Genomic DNA, 17,652 nt, shown 5'->3' with positions numbered 1-17,652 from the left:
AGGTGCGGTGATCTGGTGCAGCTCGGAGGGTGGGTATCTATCTCGGGGCGGGGTTGGTTAGTCTGATCCTATGGGTGAGACACCCCGAACCGGCGGATATCCGGCGCACTGGGAAGCAGATGTCGTGCTGCGCGATGGGGCTGCGGCCCAACTGCGCCCGATCAACCCGGAGGACGCGGAGCGGCTGCAGCGCCTGCATTCCTCCCAGTCCGAGTCCTCGATCTACCTGCGCTACTTCACCTTCAAGTCGGCGCTGACCGAGAAGGAGCTCGCCCGGTTCACCCGGGTGGACCACGTCGACCGGGTCGCGATGGTGATCCTGCTCGACGAGGAGATCATCGGCGTGGGCGGTTATGACCGCATCGAAGGCACCCGGGAGGCAGAGGTCTCGTTCAACATCTCTGACCAGCACCAGGGCCGCGGACTTGGATCGATTCTTCTGGAGCACCTGGCAGCGGCCGGTCGCGAGCGAGGACTTGAGCGGTTCTCCGCCGAGGTGCTGCCGGAGAACCGCAAGATGCTGGGGGTCTTCTCCGAGGCCGGCTATGAGACCCAGCGCAGCTTCGAGGACGGTGTGGTCATGGTGGAGTTCCCCATCGACCCCACCGAGCGCTCCCGGGCGGTGATGGAGGCCCGCGAGCATCGCGCCGAGTCGCGCAGCATCGCCGAGCTGCTCGCCCCGGAACAGGTCGCGGTCATCGGAGCGTCCCGCGAGTATGGCTCGGTGGGCTATCACCTGGTGCAGAACCTCATCGAAGGCCATTTCACCGGGGGCGTTCATTCGGTGAACCCGGAGGCCTTCGAGGTCGGCGGGGTGGAGGCCTATGCCTCCCTGGCGCACATCAAGCAGGAGGTGGACCTCGCCGTCGTCGCAGTTCCGGCCGAGCACCTGACCGAGGTGGTGGCCGACTGCGGACGCAACGGGGTCAAGGGGATCCTGATCATCACCGCCCCCGACCTTGGCCGCGACGCCGAGGAGGAGGACCATCAGCGGCTGGATCAGCGCGAGCTGGTCCGCCTGGCCCGGCGCTGGGGGATGCGCGTGATCGGTCCGGCCTCGGTCGGGCTGCTGAACACCGACCCGGACGTCTCGCTGAACGCCTCGCTCTCGCCGACCATGCCGCTGCGCGGGGGCGTGGGCCTGTTCAGCCAGTCCGCCTCGATCGGGGTCTCGCTCTTCGCCCAGGCCAACCGGCGCGAGCTGGGACTGTCCTCGGTGATCTCCGCGGGCAACCGCGCGGATCTCTCCGGCAATGACGCGATGCAGTACTTCGAGGACGACGACTCCACCCGCGCCGTCGGGGTCTATCTGGAGAGCTTCGGCAATCCGCGCAAGTTCTCCCGCATCGCGCGCAGGCTCTCGCGCACCAAGCCGGTCGTCGTGGCGAAGTCCGACGTCATGGGGCGCAGCCTGCCCCCGGGCCACGAGGTCCGCACCACCAGGGCGCCGATGGGCGCGGTGGACTCGATGCTGGAGCATTCAGGGGTGATCCAGGTGGGCAACCATGATTCGCTCATGGATGTGCTCCAGGTGCTCGCCACCCAGCCGCTGCCCGGCGGCGGGCGCGTCGGGATCCTCTCGAACTCACCCTCGATGAGCCGGATCCTGGCCGACACCGCCGGCACCCTGGACCTGACCGCGACCCACGTCGTCGGGGACCTGGACCTTGATCTTCCTCGCGCCGAGGCCGACGCCGCGCTGGCCGGAGCGCTGCAGGAGCTGTTCACCGCCGAGGACGTGGACGCGGTGGCGCTGTGCCTGGAGCCGGCGGTCACCGGGGAGCACTATGACCACAGCCGACTGATCTCGCAGACAGCGCGCCAGCACACCAAACCGATGGTGGCCTCCTGGATCGGGGTGCTGGACACCAGCGTGCCGCTGAACCACATCGGCAACGCGGCGCCGGTGATCGAGAAGGGGTCGCTGCAGCAGGGCTTCCCGGTGTTCTCCTCCCCGGAACGCTCGCTGACCGCGCTGGCGAAGATCGTGCGCTATCAGCGTTGGCGCTCCGAGGGGATCGGGGAGCCCTATGTGCCGGCCGGGCTGGAGGGCACCACGGTGTCCCGGCGCGGCGACGAGCTGCTCGACGGCTGGCTCGACGGGGTCGAGGGCGCGACGCTGCGTCAGCTCGAGCCGGAGCGCTGCGCCGAGCTGCTGGAGGCCTACGGGCTGTCCATGCTGCGCTCGGTGGTGTTCTCCACTGAGGAGGAGGCCCTGGCCGCGGCGGAGACGCTGGGCTATCCGGTGGCGGTGAAGTCCACCAACACCTACCTGCGCCACCGCCTGGACCTCGGCGGGGTCCAGCTGAACATCGAGGACCCCGAGGCGCTGCGCCGGACGATCGCTGAGATGCGCCGGGTCCTGGCCGACTACGGGGCCGGGGGCCTGGAGCTGCAGTCCATGGCGCCGGCCGGACAGGGCTGCGTGATCCGCGCGATCGAGGACCCGCTGATGGGCCCGGTGGTCTCCTTCGGACTCTCCGGCGACGCGGTGGAGCTGCTCGACGACTGGGCGCATGCGGTGCCGCCGCTGACCGACCAGGACGTGCGCGGGCTGGTCCGCCGCCCGCGCGCGGCGAAGCGGCTCTTCGGCTATAAGGGCGTCCCGGCGGTGGACATCGTCGCACTGGAGGACACGCTGCAGCGGGTCGCCACGCTCAAGGACAACCACCCCCAGGTGGCATCGCTGGAGCTGACCCCGGTGCTGGCCTCGCCGGAGGGCGTACAGGTGCTGCACGCCGCGATCGAGATCGCGAACCCGGAGCAGCGCACCGACTCAGCCCGCCGCGCGATCAGCCGCTACTGACCCACCTCTCCTGGGTGGTTGAGTTATCCGGTCCTGACGTTTCGGCCGGAAGATTCAACCACGGGGGAGAGGTGCCGGGCATCACCACCGTGGTAGGTAGGGATTCGGGCCGGACCCGGGGCACCCCGGCCTGGCCGAGCTTCGCCGCGAGCACCTCCGGGTGGGAGAGGTCGGTCCAGTCCCAGCGCACCATGCCGCGTCCGGTGCGGCGGATCGCGTCCTCACGGAGCTTCTCGGCGTAGTGCACCTCCTTGGCGGGGCGGCCCCGCAGCAGCGCCTCGTCGAAGTACTTCCCGCGCCCGTCGAACTCGCCGACGATCCGTTGCACCGCGGGTGACGTCAGGGAGGAGCCCTGCACGGTCCATTCGAAGTCCACGCGCTGATCCCCGACATCCGTGGCGATCCACACCTGCAGCGTCGGGGCGGCGAAGCCCAGCTGGTGGATCAGCGCTCGGGAGACCGATTCGCCGGGGGACTCGGCATGGGCATCGGCGAAGCTCAGCGCAGCCTTCCAGCGCCCGGTGAGCCGGTGCGAGAGGAACGCCTCGCCCCAGGTCGCGGGATCAGGAGCGGGGTCAGGCGGCGCCGCGAGGTTCCCCCGAGCCTGATGAGCCAGGAACGCGTCCAGGACCGCCACTGCGTCGGGGAAGGGCATGCGTGAGACGGCGTCGGGCAGGACCAGTTCCAGTGGCTCCACCAGGTACCCCGGCTCGGGCCCGGCCACCGCGGGCAGGGCCCACGCGGGGAGCCGCACCTGCGCTTGTGGGCCTGTGCCGCGCCGCTGGGCCTCCCGGGCGGCGCCGCGGGTCATCCCGCGCGGCAGCACCGTCTCGAAGCGGCGGGTCGGGACGTTCAGCAGAGCCGCCGTCGTCGTGTGGTCATCGTGGAGTCTGGTCCGGTAGGCGGCGAGTCAGTTCTCGGCAATCGTGGTCCCGGTCATCGGTTCGCGGCGGCCGATACCGACCAGGCTGGCGTCGTTCGTGCGCAGGGTGACGTGCGGAGGCGTCGTCGTCAGCGGGAGCCCGTGGAGCAGCAGGGCCGATTCGCGGCAGAACAGCGAGTTCGGCCGGCGGTGCGCCATGGCGGCGACCGCGATCTGCGCGCGGATCCACGGCGGGGACGTGATCCACGCGGCCGCGTCGACATAGACCCCGCGGCGCACCCGCAGCAGCGCCGCCGAGGCGACCAGCGCCGAGAGTCGGGTGGCGCTGTGCAGGTCATCGGTCTGCCAGGCCGAGCGGATCAGCCGGATCGGACCGGGAGCGGCGGGAGTCTCGAAAGTCATGGCTACACCGTGCCGGAGCACTCACCCGCCCACCACGTCCGATGCGCAACTGTGGAGAGCGCCACCTATCCTGGGGACGCCCATCACGGGCACGCCTATCCAAGGCAGTTGAGTTCTCCGGTGGATACGTACCGACCGGAGAACTCAACCACCCAGGAGGGGGAGGGTCAGAGGACCTTGCCGGTGGTCTGGATGTGCTCGCGCAGCAGCGCCAGGCCCTGGTCCAGGCTGACCTTGGGGGTCCAGTCGAGGGCGTGCTGGGTGGCGCGCTGGTCGAACCAGTGGGCCGTGGAGAGCTGCTCGGCGAGGAACTTCGTCATCGGCGGCTCGTCGGCGCGCGGGCCGGCGAGCTTCTCGCTGAGCGCCCAGAGACGTTCCACGACGGCGCCCAGCCCTTTGGCGAGCCCGGGCGCCAGGCGCAGCCGCGGAGCGGGGGCCCCGCCGGCGGCGGCGATGCCGGTGATCAGCTCGCCGATCGGGCGCGGCTCACCGTTGGTGAGCACCAGCCGCTGCCCGGCGATCTGCGGCAGCCGGCGCAGCCCGGCGACGAAGGCGTCCACGGCGTTGTCGATGTAGAGGGTGTCCACCAGGGCGGCTCCGGAGCCGAGGATCGGCATCCGCCCGGAGCGGGCCCGGTCGATGATCCGGCTGGTCAGCTGTCCGTCGCCGGGGCCCCAGACCAGATGCGGGCGCAGGATCAGCACGTTGATGTCCGCGGCGCCGCGAGTCTGCGCGATCAGCTCGGCCTCGGCCTTGGTCTTGGCATAGCTGCCCACGGCGTGCTGCGGATCCGCCGGCCCGGCGACGGCGCCGATGAGCGAAGCCCCGGCGTGGGCCACCGAGGGGGAGGACACATGCAGGAAATCGGTCACCCCGGCGGCCACCGCGGCGTCGAGCAGCCGCTGGGTGCCGCGCACGTTGACCTCCACGAAGTCCTCATGCCGACCTGAGACCGAGACCTTCGCGGCCATGTGGATCACCGCGTCCTGGCCCTGAACGGCGCGCGCGACGGCGGTCGGATCACTGAGCGAGCCGCGCACCTCGTGCACGCCGTCCAGCCCGGAGGCGCCGCGCTGGAGCACCGTGACCTGATAGCCCTGGTCCACCAGCCGCTGCGCCACGCTGCGGCCCAGCAGCCCGGAGGCGCCGGTGACCAGCACCCGGGCGCCGGGTTCGATGAGTCGGCTCATGGGGCCCCGACCTTCTCGCCGGCGAGGACCTTCTCGGCCCAGCCGGCCAGTCGGGTGCGATCGATCTTGGAGTTGTGTCGAACATCGGTGGGCAGCTCGTCGAGCACCAGCACGGCGGCGACCGTAACCTCGCCGGCGGCCTCGCGGACCCGGGCGGCGAAGCTGATCTCGGCCACCGGGGACCGGCCGGTGCGCAGGCTGCGGTCCGGCGCCGGTTCCACGATCACGACGACGGCCTGGGTGCCTCGCGGTCCCACCGGCACCGCGGCGCTGCGGGCCACCTCTTCGAGCGCGTCCACCGGGGTCTCCACGGTGCCCGGACCAAGCGGCCCGGCGGGCGTGGTCAGCACGTGCTGCAGCCGGCCCTCGATCCAGAGCCGGTCCTCGGCGTCGAAGTGTCCGATGTCATTGGTGCGGTGCCAGATCAGCCCGTCCAAGGTGTCCCGGCGGGAGGCCCGCTCGGTCTGCCAGAGCCTGTCGTAGCCGGCCTTCAGATGCGCCGCGGAGACCACGATCTCGCCGAGCACGCCGACGGCCTCGGCGGGGTCCAGCAGCTCCTCGGCGGGTCGTCCCAGGCCGTCCAGCGGGGCCAGCGCGAAGCGCACGCCCGCGACCGGTGTGCCCACGCAGACCCCGGACTGGCCGGTGGCGGCCGCCTCGAGCACCTGGCGGCGTTCGATGTCGGCCTGGAGCAGGCCCTCGGTCATCCCGTAGGGGGTGTGGATCTCGGCCGCGGGGAAGATCTCCTGGACGGCGTTCAGCAGGTCCGGGTGCACCGGGGCTCCGGCGGAGAGCACCAGCGTGATCTCGGAGAGTCCCCGGCGCTGCAGCGCGGTGAGCTGGCCCGCGGTGGCGACCACGTTGCGCAGCGCTGCGGGGGAGCCGAAGAACATGGTCGCGCTCCCGGCAAGGGCCGCATCCGCGACTGCCTGGGCGGTGAGCGTGGCGGGTCGGGTCACCGACATGTCCGGGGTCACCGAGGTGGCGCCGATGGCGGGGCCCAGCAGGGCGAACGGTGCGAAGCCGGCGATCAGCGAGGCTCCAGGGCGGATGTCGAACTGCTCCACCAGCAGCGCGACCAGCGCGCCGAGCCGGCCGTGGGTATACATGACGCCCTTTGCCGGTCCGGTGGAGCCGGAGGTGAACAGGATCGCCACCGGGTCATCTGCGGCGGGGGCCGCCAGCTGATCGGGGGTGGCGCCCTCGTGGCGGCTCAGCAGCGACTCCACCGAGGCCACGGTGCCCAGCAGGCGGGCGCGGCGGGGGGAGAGCGCCTGGGCGCTGATCAGCTTTCCGGGCCAGCCGAGGCTTCGCGCCAGGGTGAGTCCGGGCAGCGCCCCGATGACCCAGTCTGGCCGGGCGGCGCGGACGGCGCGGGTCATCCCGCGCACCCCCAGGCCGGCGTCGGCGACCACGGCCACGGCGCCGAGGCGCATGCAGGCGTAGAGGATCACGGTCAGCGAGGCGCCCGGCTGGACCAGCAGCGAGACCCGGTCCCCGCGGCGCACCCCGGTATACGACAGGCCCACGGCCAGTGCGTCCACCTGGGCGGAGAGCTCCGCCCAGCTCAGTGCGCGGTCACCGGTGGCGGCATCCTCGGCGCTGCTCCAGGCCTCGGGCTCGGCGGTCATGTCGACGACGGCGGGGCTGGTCCGCCGTTCGGAGCCGGCCAGTTCGGCCAGCTGCTCGTGGAGTCCGAGCACCCGGCCCGCAGGAGCCGGGGATTCCAGCGCGGCGCGGGCTGTGCCGGCGCCGAAGTGGTCATCGAGCCAGGTGAAGATCGGGGTGCTGATGTCCCGGTCCTCGGCGAGCATGTGGCCGGCGCCTTCGAAGCGGTGCAGGTCGGCGTGGGGCACCCTGGACTGCAGGTCTGCCAGATACCGGTCCTGGAAGACCGGGTCCTTGGGTCCCCAGAGCAGCAGCGTGGGCTTGTCCCAGTCGCGCAGCCCGGAGGAGATCGCGGTCAGCGCCGCGCGGGAGACATGCGAGGTCTCCGCAGGGATGTCGGCGACGAAGCCGCCGATGCCTCCGCGTCCGCGCCGAGAGGTGTACGGGGCCCGGTAGGCCTCGCGGACCTCCTCGGGGAGCGGGTCCTCGGTGAGTCCGAGGGTCACCTTCAGGAAGCCCTCACTGGCGATCGTGGCGGCGGGAAGCACCGCCGGGGCCATCGCGGCGCGCAGCGCGGCAGGCACCTGATCTGTTTCCGGATGGTGCACCGCGGTGTTGAGCGTGATCGCGGCGTCCACCTGCCCGGCCTGGCGCACGGCCCAGCCCAGCGAGATGATCCCGCCCCAGTCGTGCCCCAGGGTGACCAGCCGGGAGCTGGTGTCCACGTCCAGGGCGTCCATGAGGGCGTCCAGATCACCCAGGCGCGCCGGGAGCCGGCGGTAGCTGGGAGCGTCGGCGGCGGGCGGCACCGGGTGCGAGAGCCTGTCGGAGAAGCCCATGTCCAGCTGGTCCGGGGCGATCACCCGCCAGGCCGCGCCGCTGCGGGCGCGCTCCAGAGACCCGGAGAGCACGTGCCGCCACAGGTACGACCAGGTGGGGTTTCCGTGCACGGCGAGGATCGTGCCGGTCGGGGTGATCCCGCGGGCGGCGAGCTCCGGGCCGGTGTCCAGCACGTGGAAGGTCCGGGCGCCGTCGTCGGTCTTGGCGGTGACCAGCCGGGACCAGGCGGGATCCAGCCCGGGGAAGACCTTGCCGGGGGCGTGGTCGAGGGGCAGCCGCGCGGGGGCGGCGGGGATCGGCGCGAAGCGGCCGGTCAGGTCATTGATGCTCACCATTGGATCTCCAACATCGCGGTGTTTATTCCGGAGCCGACGCCCATGCACAGCACCCGGTCTCCGGGCTGCAGCCGGTCGGATTCCCTCGCCAGGGTGATCGGCAGCGAGGCCGGCCCGACATTGCCCAGCTCTGGATAGGTGACCGGGACGCGCTTCTTGTCCAGCTTCGCGGCCTTCACGATCGAGGAGGTGTGCAGCTGGGACACCTGGTGGGTGATGTAGGAGTCCATCGAGTCCCAGTCGAAGTGCTCGCGGGCATCGTTGAAGGCGTCCATCACCAGCTCCAGGCCGCCTTCGAGCAGACCGCGGGCGTCGGTGAACATGCCGTTGTGGTCGCCCACACAGAGCCCGTGGTGCTGGGACGCGGCCCGGGTGACGCCGCCGATGATCCGGTGACCCTCCGGGTGCTGATCCGCCGGCCCGATCACTGCCGCGGCGGCCCCGCAGCCCAGGGTGAGCGAGGCGAACTCCGCCATGAAGTCATCCCTGGAGGCCATCTTCTCGAGCGAGTTGATCCGCTTGATCGTGGCGTCCTGGACCTTCCTGGTGTCCTCACCGTTGACGATCAGCACGTATCTGGCCTGACCGGCGTCGATCATGGAGCTTGCGAGCGTGATGGCGTTGACGAAGCCCAGGCAGGCATTGGTGATGTCGAAGTTCATCGCCGAGGTGGGCAGCCCGAGGTCATGGTGGATCCCCACCGCCACCGAGGGTTCCAGGTGTTCGCGGGAGACCGACGTGTTGATCAACATCGAGACGTCCTCCGGCGCGATGCCAGCGGCGGCGAGCGCCCTGCGCCCGGCCTCCGCGGTTCCGGCACGGACGTCACCTGGTCCAGACCAGTGTCGCCGCGCCTTCACCCCGGCGACTCGTTGGAGCAGCCCGGTGGGCAGCCTGAGACGTTTGAGCGCATCCGCCAGACGCCGGTCAAGGTCCTTTGACGTAAGGACCTCCGGGGCCTGCACCTCCGTCACGGAGAGGAGGGCGGCGTTGCGGTGGTGAAAAGTCGCGTTTCCTGGCACCGGACCAGTATCCCGTATGTGGGGCGCACCGGCGAATCCCAGTACCGGATAGCATGAGTTCCATGACGTTAAGCCAGCACGGGTCCGGTGAGCACCGCCGCGGCGCCGCCTCCACCTACAGCCTCAAGGAAGCGGTCGAGCGCGGAGGCTTCTACCCCTCCCTGGTGCTGCACACGCTCAGCGAGGCGCTCGATGAGCGCGAGGCCAGCCATCAGATCGTGCACGTGGACACCCACTTCGACATGGAGGAGGTCCACCGGCACATCACGGTGCTGGCGCTGGCCGAGGACGTGATCGTCGTCGCTCACCTCGATGACCACGATCTCGAGGACGACGACGGCCCCGCCTTCGGCCACGGTGATTCCCCGCATCCGCGCCGAGCCGACACCGTGGCGCGGATCTCCACCGAGGTCGTCCCGGTCAGCAGGATCCGCTCGCTGATCCTCTCCGAGGTCCACCGCAGCCCCGAGAACTTCACCCCAGACCGGTCACTGGCCGAGGTCTCCCTGAACCTGACCTGGACCGGGGGTGCACGTTTCGACACCTACCCGGCGGAGTGCGGGAACCCGGAGTGCGTGGCCGACCACGGCGACACCGGAAACTGGGTGCCCGAGGACATCGCGCTGCGGATCGCGGCCACCGCCGAGGGTGACACCGCCGTGGACGAGGCCCGCGGATTCGTCCGCGCGCTGCGCCGAGCCAGCATCAAGCACGCCCGCTGAGCCGTTCCCCGAGATGACCCGCTGAGATGACCCGCTGAGATGACTCGCTGAGATGACCCCGAATACCCGCCCGCTGCCGGTCGCCCCCGACTACGACGGCGCACACCTGCGCCATGTGCTGACCTCCGCCGCGGCGTCGCTCGGCCTGGAGGGCTTCGAGAATCGGCTGGGCCTGCCCGAGGCCGCCACCACGGTGGTGCTGATGGTCGACGGGCTCGGCGATGCGCTGCTCGCCCGCTACTCAGGCCACGCCCGCTTCCTCGCGTCCGCCTGGCGCAGCTCCAGCGCGGAGATCCTCGACGTCGGGGTGCCGACGACGACGGCGGCCTCCCTGGCCTCGCTGGGCACCGGCACCACACCGGGGGAGCACGGACTCGTCGGCTACGACATCCTGGCGCCCGAGCTGGACCGGATGGTCAACATGCTCGGCGGCTGGGACGACGAGGTCGATCCGGCGCAGTGGCAGCGGCACCCCTCGGTGCTGCACCGCGCCGCGGAGGCCGGCGCCGGTGTGCTCACCGCCTCCCGGCCGAAGTTCATCGACTCCGGGCTCACCCGGGCGGTGCTGCGCGGCGGCGAGTTCCGGGGCGCCGCCCGGATGGACGCCCGGTTCCGCCTCACCGCGGACTGGATCCAGCAGCAGCGCCCCGCCAGCGGCGCCGTGCGGCAGGGGCCCGCCCCACGCCAGCTGGTCTACCTCTACGTCGATGAGCTGGACAAGACGGGTCATCGCTACGGCGTGGACTCCCCGCAGTGGCTGCAGATGCTGGAGATGCTCGACGCCGAGGCCGACCGCTTCACCACCGATCTGCGCCGCCGCTACGGCCAGCAGGTCTCTGTGCTGCTCACCGCGGACCACGGGATGATCGACGTCGCGCCGCAGAACCGGCTGGACTTCTCGGCGCAGGCGCACCTGCTCGACGGGGTGCGGCATACCGGAGGCGAGCCGCGGCTGGTGCAGCTCTATGCCGAACCGGGCGCCGACCCCGAGACCATCGCCGCAGCCTGGGAGCAGGAGTACGGTGACCGGGCCTGGATCCTGACCCGCGAGCAGGCCCGCGCGGCGGGCTGGTTCGGGCCGGTGGAGGATCGGGTCGCCGGGCGCATCGGTGACGTGCTGGTGGCCACGCACAGCGACATCGCGCTCTACCACTGTGACCGGGTGGGCCAGGCCCCGATGGACATGGTGGGCCAGCACGGCTCCCTCACCGAGGCTGAACGTCGGGTGCCGCTGCTGCGCCTGGGCGCCTAGCAGCTCCCGCCCCTCGTTCAGTCGTTCTTGGATCCGAAGAGGATGTCATCCCATTTCGGCATGCTCGCCCGACGCGCGGGCGCTCGCTTCCGCGGCTTCTCTGCCGCGGCATCAGGCTCGGTCGGCTCAGCGTCCTCCGCCGGGGGTGCCGGCGCCTGACCTGCCGCGCCGCCGCGCTCCTCAGACTCGCCCTCGTAGGCGAAGCCCCAGGCGTCGAGCCGGCCATCGTTCGGTGCCGCGCCGGAGCCTGTCGCGCCGGTTCCCTCTCCGTCGGATCCGGCCGCGTCGGCGGACCGGTCACCGGTCGCCCGCTCGGTCGCATCCGCTGTGCCCGCCGAGCTCTCGGCCGCCGTGGCGCCGCGCACCTCGGGCGCAGGAGCATCGACGCCTTCGTCCTGCGCGGCGTCGTCGGAGGCTGGTGCGTTCTGGACCGGTCGCAGCCGTGGGATCGGAACGGTGGAATGTTCCTCGTCATCCTGGCCCGCCGGAGCGGGGGGCCGGTCCGAGGAGGCGGCGGAGCTGTCGCGATCCTGCGGATCCTGCCGATTGAGCATCAGGGCGAGGCGGTCGTCGGCCTCGGCGTCCGCGCCCAGGCGCTGGCCGCGACGGGCCCGCAGGACGTCGAGCAGGTCCTCGTGCTCGTGTCCTTCACCACGGGATGCCGCGTCGCCGCGAGTCGGGGTCTGCGGCCGGGGCGCGGAGTCCCGCGAGCCGCGGGTGCTGGATTCCGGCTGCCGGCGCCCCGCGGCTCCGCTGTCGGCTGCAGAAGTCGCTCCGAGCCCGCGCGGGTCGTTGGAGTCTTCCACATTGAAGACGGAGTCGACGGCGCTCAGTCGCCTCCCGGGGCCCGCGGCGGGGGTCTGCGGGTCAGTCTCGGATCTCCCCGGCGTCGGCACCGACGTGGAGAGCGCGCTGAGCGCCTCGGCCCAGCGGTTCATCGCCCGCAGGTGGCGAGTCTCCGGTTGAAAGGTCCACTCGGCAGGAGGCCTGAGCCCGATGCCCGCACCGTGGGTGGCCGAGGAGTCGACGTCGAACACGCAGGTGACCTGCCAGAGGCCGTCCTCCCGGCGCCAGGAGTCCCAGCGCAGTGAGCTGAGGTCCACCTCCATCGCGCGCAGCCGGACCTTCACCATGGCCTCGAGGTTGGCGGGTTCATCGCCGAAGGCCCTCCGGTGCGCCTCGGCGGCCGACGCGGGTGCGACCTGGGTGCCCCGAGCCTGCCGGGCCATGTACTCCCGCTCCGCGTGCACCGGGCCGGCGTAGCGGTCCACGTGAGCGGTGGTCAGCCCCGAGGCCGCGACCACCTGGTCCACCGTGGCCCCGGCGCGCAGCCGTGCCTGGATCTCGCGCGGAGTCAGCGGACTTCTGCCGGGGCTGGCCTTGGCCGGACGGACGGGGGGTCGGGTCGCGGCGTGGCGCAGCGCTTCATCCATCGGCAGCGCGAACTCCTGCCCTGATTCGTCGGAGAGGATGAGCTGCGGCACGTTCTCCTCGTCATTGACCCCGACGATGCGCAGGTGCTGCATTGGTGCTTCCTCCGAAGAACGAGCTGGTGGTTATTCCGGACACTGTATCGCGGGGAGGTGTAAAAACTACCGAGGTGCTCAACCACTCCTGGAAGGATTGCTCAATCGGGCCGCCCGTGACATTCTTTGGTCCTCATCCCCACCTACCAGCTGTGTCCCGAGCCCCTCCGTGTCAGCCCAGGGCTCAACGATTGATCAGGATTTGGTCCTGCGATCCGGATGGGACACAATCTGTCCGACCAGAATTTCCCACGTGTTCTGCGGACCGGGCAACAGCCCGGACCGGCAGGGGGCCACGCCACAGGGAAATCGCGCTCAATCAGCTTCATCCCGAAGCCGGTCAACGAGCGCTTCGATCTCAAGAATTCGGAGTGTGGAGCACCTCTTATGGCAACCGATTACGACGCCCCGCGGAAGAACGACGACGAAACCAGCGAAGATTCCATCGAGGAGCTGAAGAACCGGAACACCTCGCGACAGTCCTCTGTGGTGGACGAGGACGAGACCGAGGCCGCTGAAGGATTCGAGCTCCCCGGAGCGGATCTCTCCGACGAGGAGCTGCAGGTCCGCGTGCTGCCCGCCCAGTCGGATGAGTTCACGTGCTCATCCTGCTTCCTGGTGCGTCATCGCTCCCAGGTGGCTCGCGAGGAGAACGGCATGTTCTTCTGCAAGGACTGCGAGGGCTGATCGCTCCGCAGTGAACAGACCTGGAGACCCTCAGCCACTGGCGGCCCGAGGGGATCCACGTCATTCGAAACTGACGCCGTGCTCCTGCACGGGCTCCGCGGAGCCCAATGCGGAGAGCACGGCGTTTGGCTTTCTGGTGGAGAAGATCCAATACGGGGTGGCGTCCTTGGGATCGATGATCTGCGCGGTGATGACCGGATCGATCCAGCCACGGATGCACTGGTAGGAGCTTGCGTCGAAACCCGGTCCCAGCTGTTCGCGGGCGGCATCCCCGCGGTGCGCCACGACCCGGCCCAGATGCACCGTCTGGATGCGGGCCCGGCCCACACGCAGCCACCCCGGAGTGACCTCCAGCGTCGGGGTGGTGATGACCAGGCCGAAGATGACCAGGCCGATGCCGATGAACACGGTCAGCACCCCGAAGGTGATGCTGATCGGGAAGAAGATCAGTGAGATCGACGCCCCCAGCATGACCCCGGCGACCCACAGCCACCAGGCCGGCCAGAGCTTCTCGGTGTAGATCGGGGCGGTCTCGCTGTCCACGCTCGGGGAGGAAGCTTCGCCATTCTTGGCACTCTCGTCACTCATGGCACTATCGTCGCATGTCCGGCTGAGGACTCGACTCGACCGCGACGGTACACTCGGGGCTGTGAATCGCATCTCAGTACCTCTCAAGCAGCTGGACCCGGGCTTAGACGTCCCGCGCTATTCCCATCCCGGTGATGCCGGGGCTGATCTGCTGACCGCCGAGGAGTTCACGCTCGAACCGGGGGAGCGCCGGCTGGTCCCCACCGGAGTCGCGCTGGCGCTGCCGCAGGGCTGGGTCGGCCTGGTCCATCCGCGCAGCGGACTCGCCGTGCGCCACGGGATCACCGTGGTCAATGCCCCAGGGACCGTGGACGCTGGGTATCGTGGGGAGATCAAGGTGTGCCTGCTCAACACGGATCGCCACGAGGCGGTCCACTTCGCCCGTGGGGACCGGATAGCTCAGCTGCTTCTGCAGAAGGTGGAGCAGGCTGATTTCACCCTGGTGGACGATCTCGAGACCAGTGATCGCGGCGCAGGCGGCTTCGGGTCCACCGGGCGATAGAACAGCGCAGAACCGACCAGGAGGACAGGCATGCTCTTCGGCAAGAAGAAGACCCCAGCGACGCAGGCACCGGAGACAGACGCGGCCCCGGCAGAGTCAGCACAGACAGAATCACCACAGGCAGAGTCGCCACAGAGCCCGCCGACTGACGTCGCGCCCCCAGACGTCTCGGCCACCGACGCGGCGGCCGCTGACGCTGCAGCCACGGCGACGGCCGCCGACGCCCCGTCGTCACCGGTCACCTCCGTGGCGCAGCCGGTCACCGAGTCCACTCCGCTGGCGGTGCCGCGCGACTCCCGTGAGCTGGAGTCCAAGAAGGGCTATCTGGACTTCGGGGCGCTGCTGGTCCCCGCGGCGAAGAACCAGCAGGTGCGTCTGGACATCGATCAGAAGACCAAGCGCGTGGTCGCGCTGACCGTCATGGTCGACCAGGCGAGCATCCAGGTCCAGCCCTTCTCGGCCCCGAAGTCCGGCGGCACCTGGGGTGAGGTGCTCGACCAGATCGAAGAGTCGGTGCTCAAGCAGGACGGCAAGGTCAAGCGAGTCGACGGTCGTTTCGGCATGGAGCTGGCGGCACGCGTGCCGACCGTCCTGAAAGACGGACGCAAAGGCTGGCGGGTGGCCCGCTTCATCGGCTTCGAGGGCCCGCGCTGGTTCCTGCGCGGGGTGGTCGGCGGCCGCGGCGCCATCGACGCCTCCGCAGCCCGTGCGGTCGAAGACCTGTTCGCCAAGATCGTGGTCGTCCGGGGCGACGACCCGCTGCCCCCGCGCGAGCTGCTGCGCCTGCAGCCTCCGGAAGGGGCGAAGCGGGTGGTGGTCCCGCGCAACCGGGCCCAGCGTCGCGATGATTCCCCCAGTCCCAATCCTGCTGCGGCACCGGTGAGCGATGACCGCTGACCCAGGCCAGCCACGCTCCGAGCCGGACTCCCACCCGGACTCCGCCCGTGATCCCGCGGCGCAGTTCTCGACTGCCGCCGCCTCCCGGGTGCGCACCGGTGATGACGGCTCCATCGACGTGCTGGCCTCGGTGGGCGGGGTGCGCGGACTCGTCGAGTCCTCGCTGCCCGCCGCGGCCTTCCTGATCGCCTTCCTGGTCACCGAAGAGCTGATCACCGCGCTGATCATCTCGGTGGCGATCGGCGTCGGATTCGCCATCGTCCGGCTGGTGCAGAAGGGCTCGCTGGTTCAGTCCCTGGCCGGACTCGCCGGCATCCTGATCTGCGCCCTGGTCGCCTACCGGACCGGGGACGCCCGCGACTTCTACGCCTGGGGCTTCCTGATCAACGCCGGCTACCTGTTGGCATTCCTCATCTCGATCCTGGTCAAGTGGCCGTTCCTGGGCCTGCTCTTCGGCGTGGTTCGGGGTGAGGGGCTGGACTGGCGCAAGGACCCGGCGCGTCGTCGGCGATACTCGCTGGCCACCTGGCTGCTTCTCGCCGTCCCCGCGCTGCGCCTGATCGTCCAGGTCCCGCTCTACCTGGCCGACGATGTGGCCGGACTGGGCACCGCGCGCCTGGTCATGGGCATCCCGCTCTATGCGCTGGCGCTGTGGGTAGGGTGGCTCATCTCACGACCGGCGCAGAGTCCGCTCGAGCCCTCCGCAGCAGAGGCCGAACAAGAGCCCGCAGAAGAGGCCGAACAAGAAAAGAGATGGTGATTCCGCGATGACGCAGACCCTGACGCTGGACATCGGACCGATGGCCCATGGCGGCCACTGTGTCGCCCGCCACGAGGGTCGCGTCGTCTTCGTGCGCCACGCCATCCCGGGGGAGACCGTGCGAGCCCGCGTGACCGAGGGAGGACCGGGCGCCAAATACTGGCGAGCCGACGTCGTCGAGGTGTTGAGTCCCTCCGACTACCGCCGCCGGCACATCTGGAAGCTCGCGGACTCGCTGCGCGCCCACGAGAACGATCGGCTCCCGGTGGGCGGTGCCGAGTTCGGCCACATCACCGACCAGCACCAGCGCCGGCTCAAGGGCCAGGTCTTCCGCGACACCATGCAGCGGATCGGGGGATTCTCGATCCACGATCAGCGCCTGCCGCTGGCCTCCGGCGACGGAGAGGTCCACGTCCACGACGTGCTCTCCGACGGGCCCTACCACGGGCTGCACTGGCGGACCCGGGCCAGCTTCGCGGTCAGCGCCCTGGGTGCGCTGAGCATGAAGCCGCACCGCAGCAACGAGCTCATCGAGCTGCGCGGGATGCCGCTGGCAGTGTCATCGATCCATGAGAGCGGCATCTTCGGCTTCAACTTCAAGGGCGTCGACCGGGTCGACGCCGTGGCCGCCGGCGCCGGCCCACAGGTCACTCTGGTGGTGCACGTCCGGCGCGGGCTTCCCGCAGTCGAGCGTGAGGAGCTCAACGAGCGGCTGCTGCACCTGCACCAGCGGGAGCCGGCCATCGCCAACATCGTGCTGGCCACGTCCGCGCCGGAACCCAACCCCAGCCGGGGTCGCGCCGGTGCCCGCGGCGCCGGACGTCGAGGTCGCGGCGAGCGATCCGGCCCCGGGGCGCGCGCCCAGGATCAGGCGTCCGCGCCGCGCCCGGAGCGGATCAGCTACACCGTGGTCGCCGGGTCCCGCACGGTCACCGAACCGCTGCCCCTGCCGCAGCCCCCGACCGCGGATTCAGCGTCACCTGCGGGGACGTTCTCCACGGTGGAGATCCAGCCCGAGGATTTCTGGCAGATCCACCGCAATGCCCCGCGCTGCCTGGTCGAAGCCGTGAACACGATGACACAGGTGCCCTCCGGCGCCTCGGTGGCAGACCTCTACGCCGGGGCCGGCCTCTTCAGCGCCTGGGCGGCCGAGCTCGCAGGCGCAGCCGGGTCGGTGCTCAGCGTTGAAGGGGCACCCGGCTCCAGCGCCAGTGCAGCACAGCTCTTCGCCGGGTCCCCGCAGGTCGAAGTGCTGCAGGCGCCGGTTGAGGCGGTCCTGGATCGTCTCGCCCAACGTGACCTGATCCTGCTGGACCCTCCGCGCACCGGAGCCGGTGAACGCGTCATCGCGGGGATCGACGCCGCGGGCCCGCGGGAGGTCCTCTACGTCTCCTGCGAACCCTCCTCCTTCGCCCGGGACGCCAAGTCTCTGATGACCCGGGGCTGGGAGCTGGCAGACCTCAAGGTCTTCGATCTGTACCCCAACACCCACCACATGGAATCGGTCGCTCTGTTCCGAGCACCTCATCGCAGGTGAACGGCGCGCCACGCTCCCTATGACGTGCGTCTCAGAAAGCTGAAAGAGTAGACTGAACATCGATCCATCGGCCCGGCTGTTCATCGGCGCGGGCT

Annotated in this window: 15 protein-coding genes; 8 read left to right on the top strand and 7 right to left on the bottom strand. The window is 70.4% G+C overall.

The window, feature by feature from the left end; translation table 11 throughout:
- Positions 1 to 70: 70 nt before the first annotated feature.
- Positions 71 to 2,806 (top strand): bifunctional GNAT family N-acetyltransferase/acetate--CoA ligase family protein, encoded by a 2,736-nt coding sequence (locus tag LTI14_RS04105; protein WP_241475885.1) that lies wholly within the window; start codon positions 71 to 73, stop codon positions 2,804 to 2,806.
- Here LTI14_RS04105 and LTI14_RS04100 read toward each other — a convergent pair.
- The 5 genes from LTI14_RS04100 to LTI14_RS04080 all read right to left on the bottom strand — a co-directional run bounded on the left by LTI14_RS04100 (position 2,793) and on the right by LTI14_RS04080 (position 9,086).
- Positions 2,793 to 3,617, bottom strand: coding sequence for a hypothetical protein (locus LTI14_RS04100; protein WP_241475884.1), 825 nt, complete (start codon positions 3,615 to 3,617; stop codon positions 2,793 to 2,795). The genes LTI14_RS04105 and LTI14_RS04100 overlap by 14 nt on opposite strands.
- Positions 3,618 to 3,716: 99 nt before the next feature.
- Complete coding sequence (locus tag LTI14_RS04095) at positions 3,717 to 4,091, bottom strand: hypothetical protein (RefSeq protein ID WP_241475883.1); 375 nt, start codon at positions 4,089 to 4,091, stop codon at positions 3,717 to 3,719.
- Between the two features lie 167 nt (positions 4,092 to 4,258).
- Entirely contained in the window at positions 4,259 to 5,281 is a 1,023-nt protein-coding gene (locus LTI14_RS04090; protein ID WP_241475882.1) for an NAD-dependent epimerase/dehydratase family protein, read from the bottom strand.
- Positions 5,278 to 8,064 carry an alpha/beta fold hydrolase gene (locus tag LTI14_RS04085; protein ID WP_241475881.1) on the bottom strand — a complete coding sequence of 929 codons (2,787 nt, stop codon included), beginning with the start codon at positions 8,062 to 8,064 and terminating at the stop codon, positions 5,278 to 5,280. Before LTI14_RS04085 ends, LTI14_RS04090 begins: the two co-directional genes overlap by 4 nt.
- The gene (locus tag LTI14_RS04080) at positions 8,058 to 9,086 is read right to left on the bottom strand and encodes a 3-oxoacyl-ACP synthase III (protein ID WP_241464876.1); all 1,029 of its coding nucleotides are present in this window, start codon (positions 9,084 to 9,086) and stop codon (positions 8,058 to 8,060) included. The genes LTI14_RS04085 and LTI14_RS04080 overlap by 7 nt, the downstream gene beginning before the upstream one ends.
- A gap of 62 nt (positions 9,087 to 9,148) precedes the next feature.
- Here LTI14_RS04080 and LTI14_RS04075 point away from each other — a divergent pair, with 62 nt between their 5' ends.
- Positions 9,149 to 9,808 carry a DUF5998 family protein gene (locus LTI14_RS04075; RefSeq protein WP_241464875.1) on the top strand — a complete coding sequence of 220 codons (660 nt, stop codon included), beginning with the start codon at positions 9,149 to 9,151 and terminating at the stop codon, positions 9,806 to 9,808.
- 52 nt (positions 9,809 to 9,860) lie between these two features.
- The gene (locus LTI14_RS04070) at positions 9,861 to 11,060 is read left to right on the top strand and encodes an alkaline phosphatase family protein (protein ID WP_241475880.1); all 1,200 of its coding nucleotides are present in this window, start codon (positions 9,861 to 9,863) and stop codon (positions 11,058 to 11,060) included.
- Positions 11,061 to 11,077: 17 nt separating this feature from the next.
- Here LTI14_RS04070 and sepH read toward each other — a convergent pair whose 3' ends face one another.
- The gene (gene sepH, locus LTI14_RS04065; protein WP_241475879.1) at positions 11,078 to 12,586 is read right to left on the bottom strand and encodes a septation protein SepH; all 1,509 of its coding nucleotides are present in this window, start codon (positions 12,584 to 12,586) and stop codon (positions 11,078 to 11,080) included.
- 387 nt (positions 12,587 to 12,973) lie between these two features.
- On the opposite strand from sepH, the gene LTI14_RS04060 reads away from it, so the two are divergent.
- Complete coding sequence (locus LTI14_RS04060) at positions 12,974 to 13,273, top strand: DUF4193 domain-containing protein (RefSeq protein WP_036475539.1); 300 nt, start codon at positions 12,974 to 12,976, stop codon at positions 13,271 to 13,273.
- Between the two features lie 60 nt (positions 13,274 to 13,333).
- Here LTI14_RS04060 and LTI14_RS04055 read toward each other — a convergent pair whose 3' ends face one another.
- Positions 13,334 to 13,861: a DUF3093 domain-containing protein gene (locus LTI14_RS04055; RefSeq protein ID WP_241475878.1), complete on the bottom strand. Its 528-nt coding sequence runs from the start codon at positions 13,859 to 13,861 to the stop codon at positions 13,334 to 13,336.
- Positions 13,862 to 13,922: 61 nt separating this feature from the next.
- On the opposite strand from LTI14_RS04055, the gene dut reads away from it, so the two are divergent.
- From dut to LTI14_RS04035, 4 genes are read left to right on the top strand one after another with little or no spacing between them, the layout of a single operon-like run.
- Positions 13,923 to 14,363, top strand: coding sequence for a dUTP diphosphatase (gene dut / locus LTI14_RS04050; protein WP_241464871.1), 441 nt, complete (start codon positions 13,923 to 13,925; stop codon positions 14,361 to 14,363).
- 30 nt (positions 14,364 to 14,393) lie between these two features.
- Entirely contained in the window at positions 14,394 to 15,260 is an 867-nt protein-coding gene (locus LTI14_RS04045; RefSeq protein ID WP_241475877.1) for a DUF3710 domain-containing protein, read from the top strand.
- Entirely contained in the window at positions 15,250 to 16,020 is a 771-nt protein-coding gene (locus tag LTI14_RS04040; RefSeq protein ID WP_241475876.1) for a DUF3159 domain-containing protein, read from the top strand. The genes LTI14_RS04045 and LTI14_RS04040 overlap by 11 nt, the downstream gene beginning before the upstream one ends.
- A gap of 7 nt (positions 16,021 to 16,027) precedes the next feature.
- A complete protein-coding gene (locus LTI14_RS04035) occupies positions 16,028 to 17,557 on the top strand; it encodes a class I SAM-dependent RNA methyltransferase (RefSeq protein ID WP_241471029.1) in 1,530 nt (509 codons plus the stop codon).
- The last annotated feature ends 95 nt before the right edge of the window (positions 17,558 to 17,652 follow it).

This window comes from Nesterenkonia sp. YGD6 (genome assembly GCF_022565895.1).
In the GTDB taxonomy this organism is placed as follows: Bacteria; Actinomycetota; Actinomycetes; order Actinomycetales; family Micrococcaceae; genus Nesterenkonia.
The sequence above is the reverse complement of the archived record's forward strand: the minus strand, read 5'-3'. Positions and strand labels throughout refer to the sequence as shown.

Coding starts and splice junctions, on each gene's coding strand:
- LTI14_RS04070 (WP_241475880.1), top strand. CDS start 9,861: ATGACCCCGAATACCCGCCCGCTGCCGGTCGCCCCCGACTACGACGGC.
- LTI14_RS04105 (WP_241475885.1), top strand. CDS start 71: ATGGGTGAGACACCCCGAACCGGCGGATATCCGGCGCACTGGGAAGCA.
- LTI14_RS04075 (WP_241464875.1), top strand. CDS start 9,149: ATGACGTTAAGCCAGCACGGGTCCGGTGAGCACCGCCGCGGCGCCGCC.
- LTI14_RS04090 (WP_241475882.1), bottom strand. CDS start 5,281: ATGAGCCGACTCATCGAACCCGGCGCCCGGGTGCTGGTCACCGGCGCC.
- LTI14_RS04100 (WP_241475884.1), bottom strand. CDS start 3,617: ATGACCCGCGGCGCCGCCCGGGAGGCCCAGCGGCGCGGCACAGGCCCA.
- LTI14_RS04045 (WP_241475877.1), top strand. CDS start 14,394: ATGCTCTTCGGCAAGAAGAAGACCCCAGCGACGCAGGCACCGGAGACA.
- LTI14_RS04095 (WP_241475883.1), bottom strand. CDS start 4,091: ATGACTTTCGAGACTCCCGCCGCTCCCGGTCCGATCCGGCTGATCCGC.
- LTI14_RS04040 (WP_241475876.1), top strand. CDS start 15,250: ATGACCGCTGACCCAGGCCAGCCACGCTCCGAGCCGGACTCCCACCCG.
- LTI14_RS04060 (WP_036475539.1), top strand. CDS start 12,974: ATGGCAACCGATTACGACGCCCCGCGGAAGAACGACGACGAAACCAGC.
- LTI14_RS04085 (WP_241475881.1), bottom strand. CDS start 8,064: ATGGTGAGCATCAATGACCTGACCGGCCGCTTCGCGCCGATCCCCGCC.
- LTI14_RS04035 (WP_241471029.1), top strand. CDS start 16,028: ATGACGCAGACCCTGACGCTGGACATCGGACCGATGGCCCATGGCGGC.
- LTI14_RS04055 (WP_241475878.1), bottom strand. CDS start 13,861: ATGAGTGACGAGAGTGCCAAGAATGGCGAAGCTTCCTCCCCGAGCGTG.
- sepH (WP_241475879.1), bottom strand. CDS start 12,586: ATGCAGCACCTGCGCATCGTCGGGGTCAATGACGAGGAGAACGTGCCG.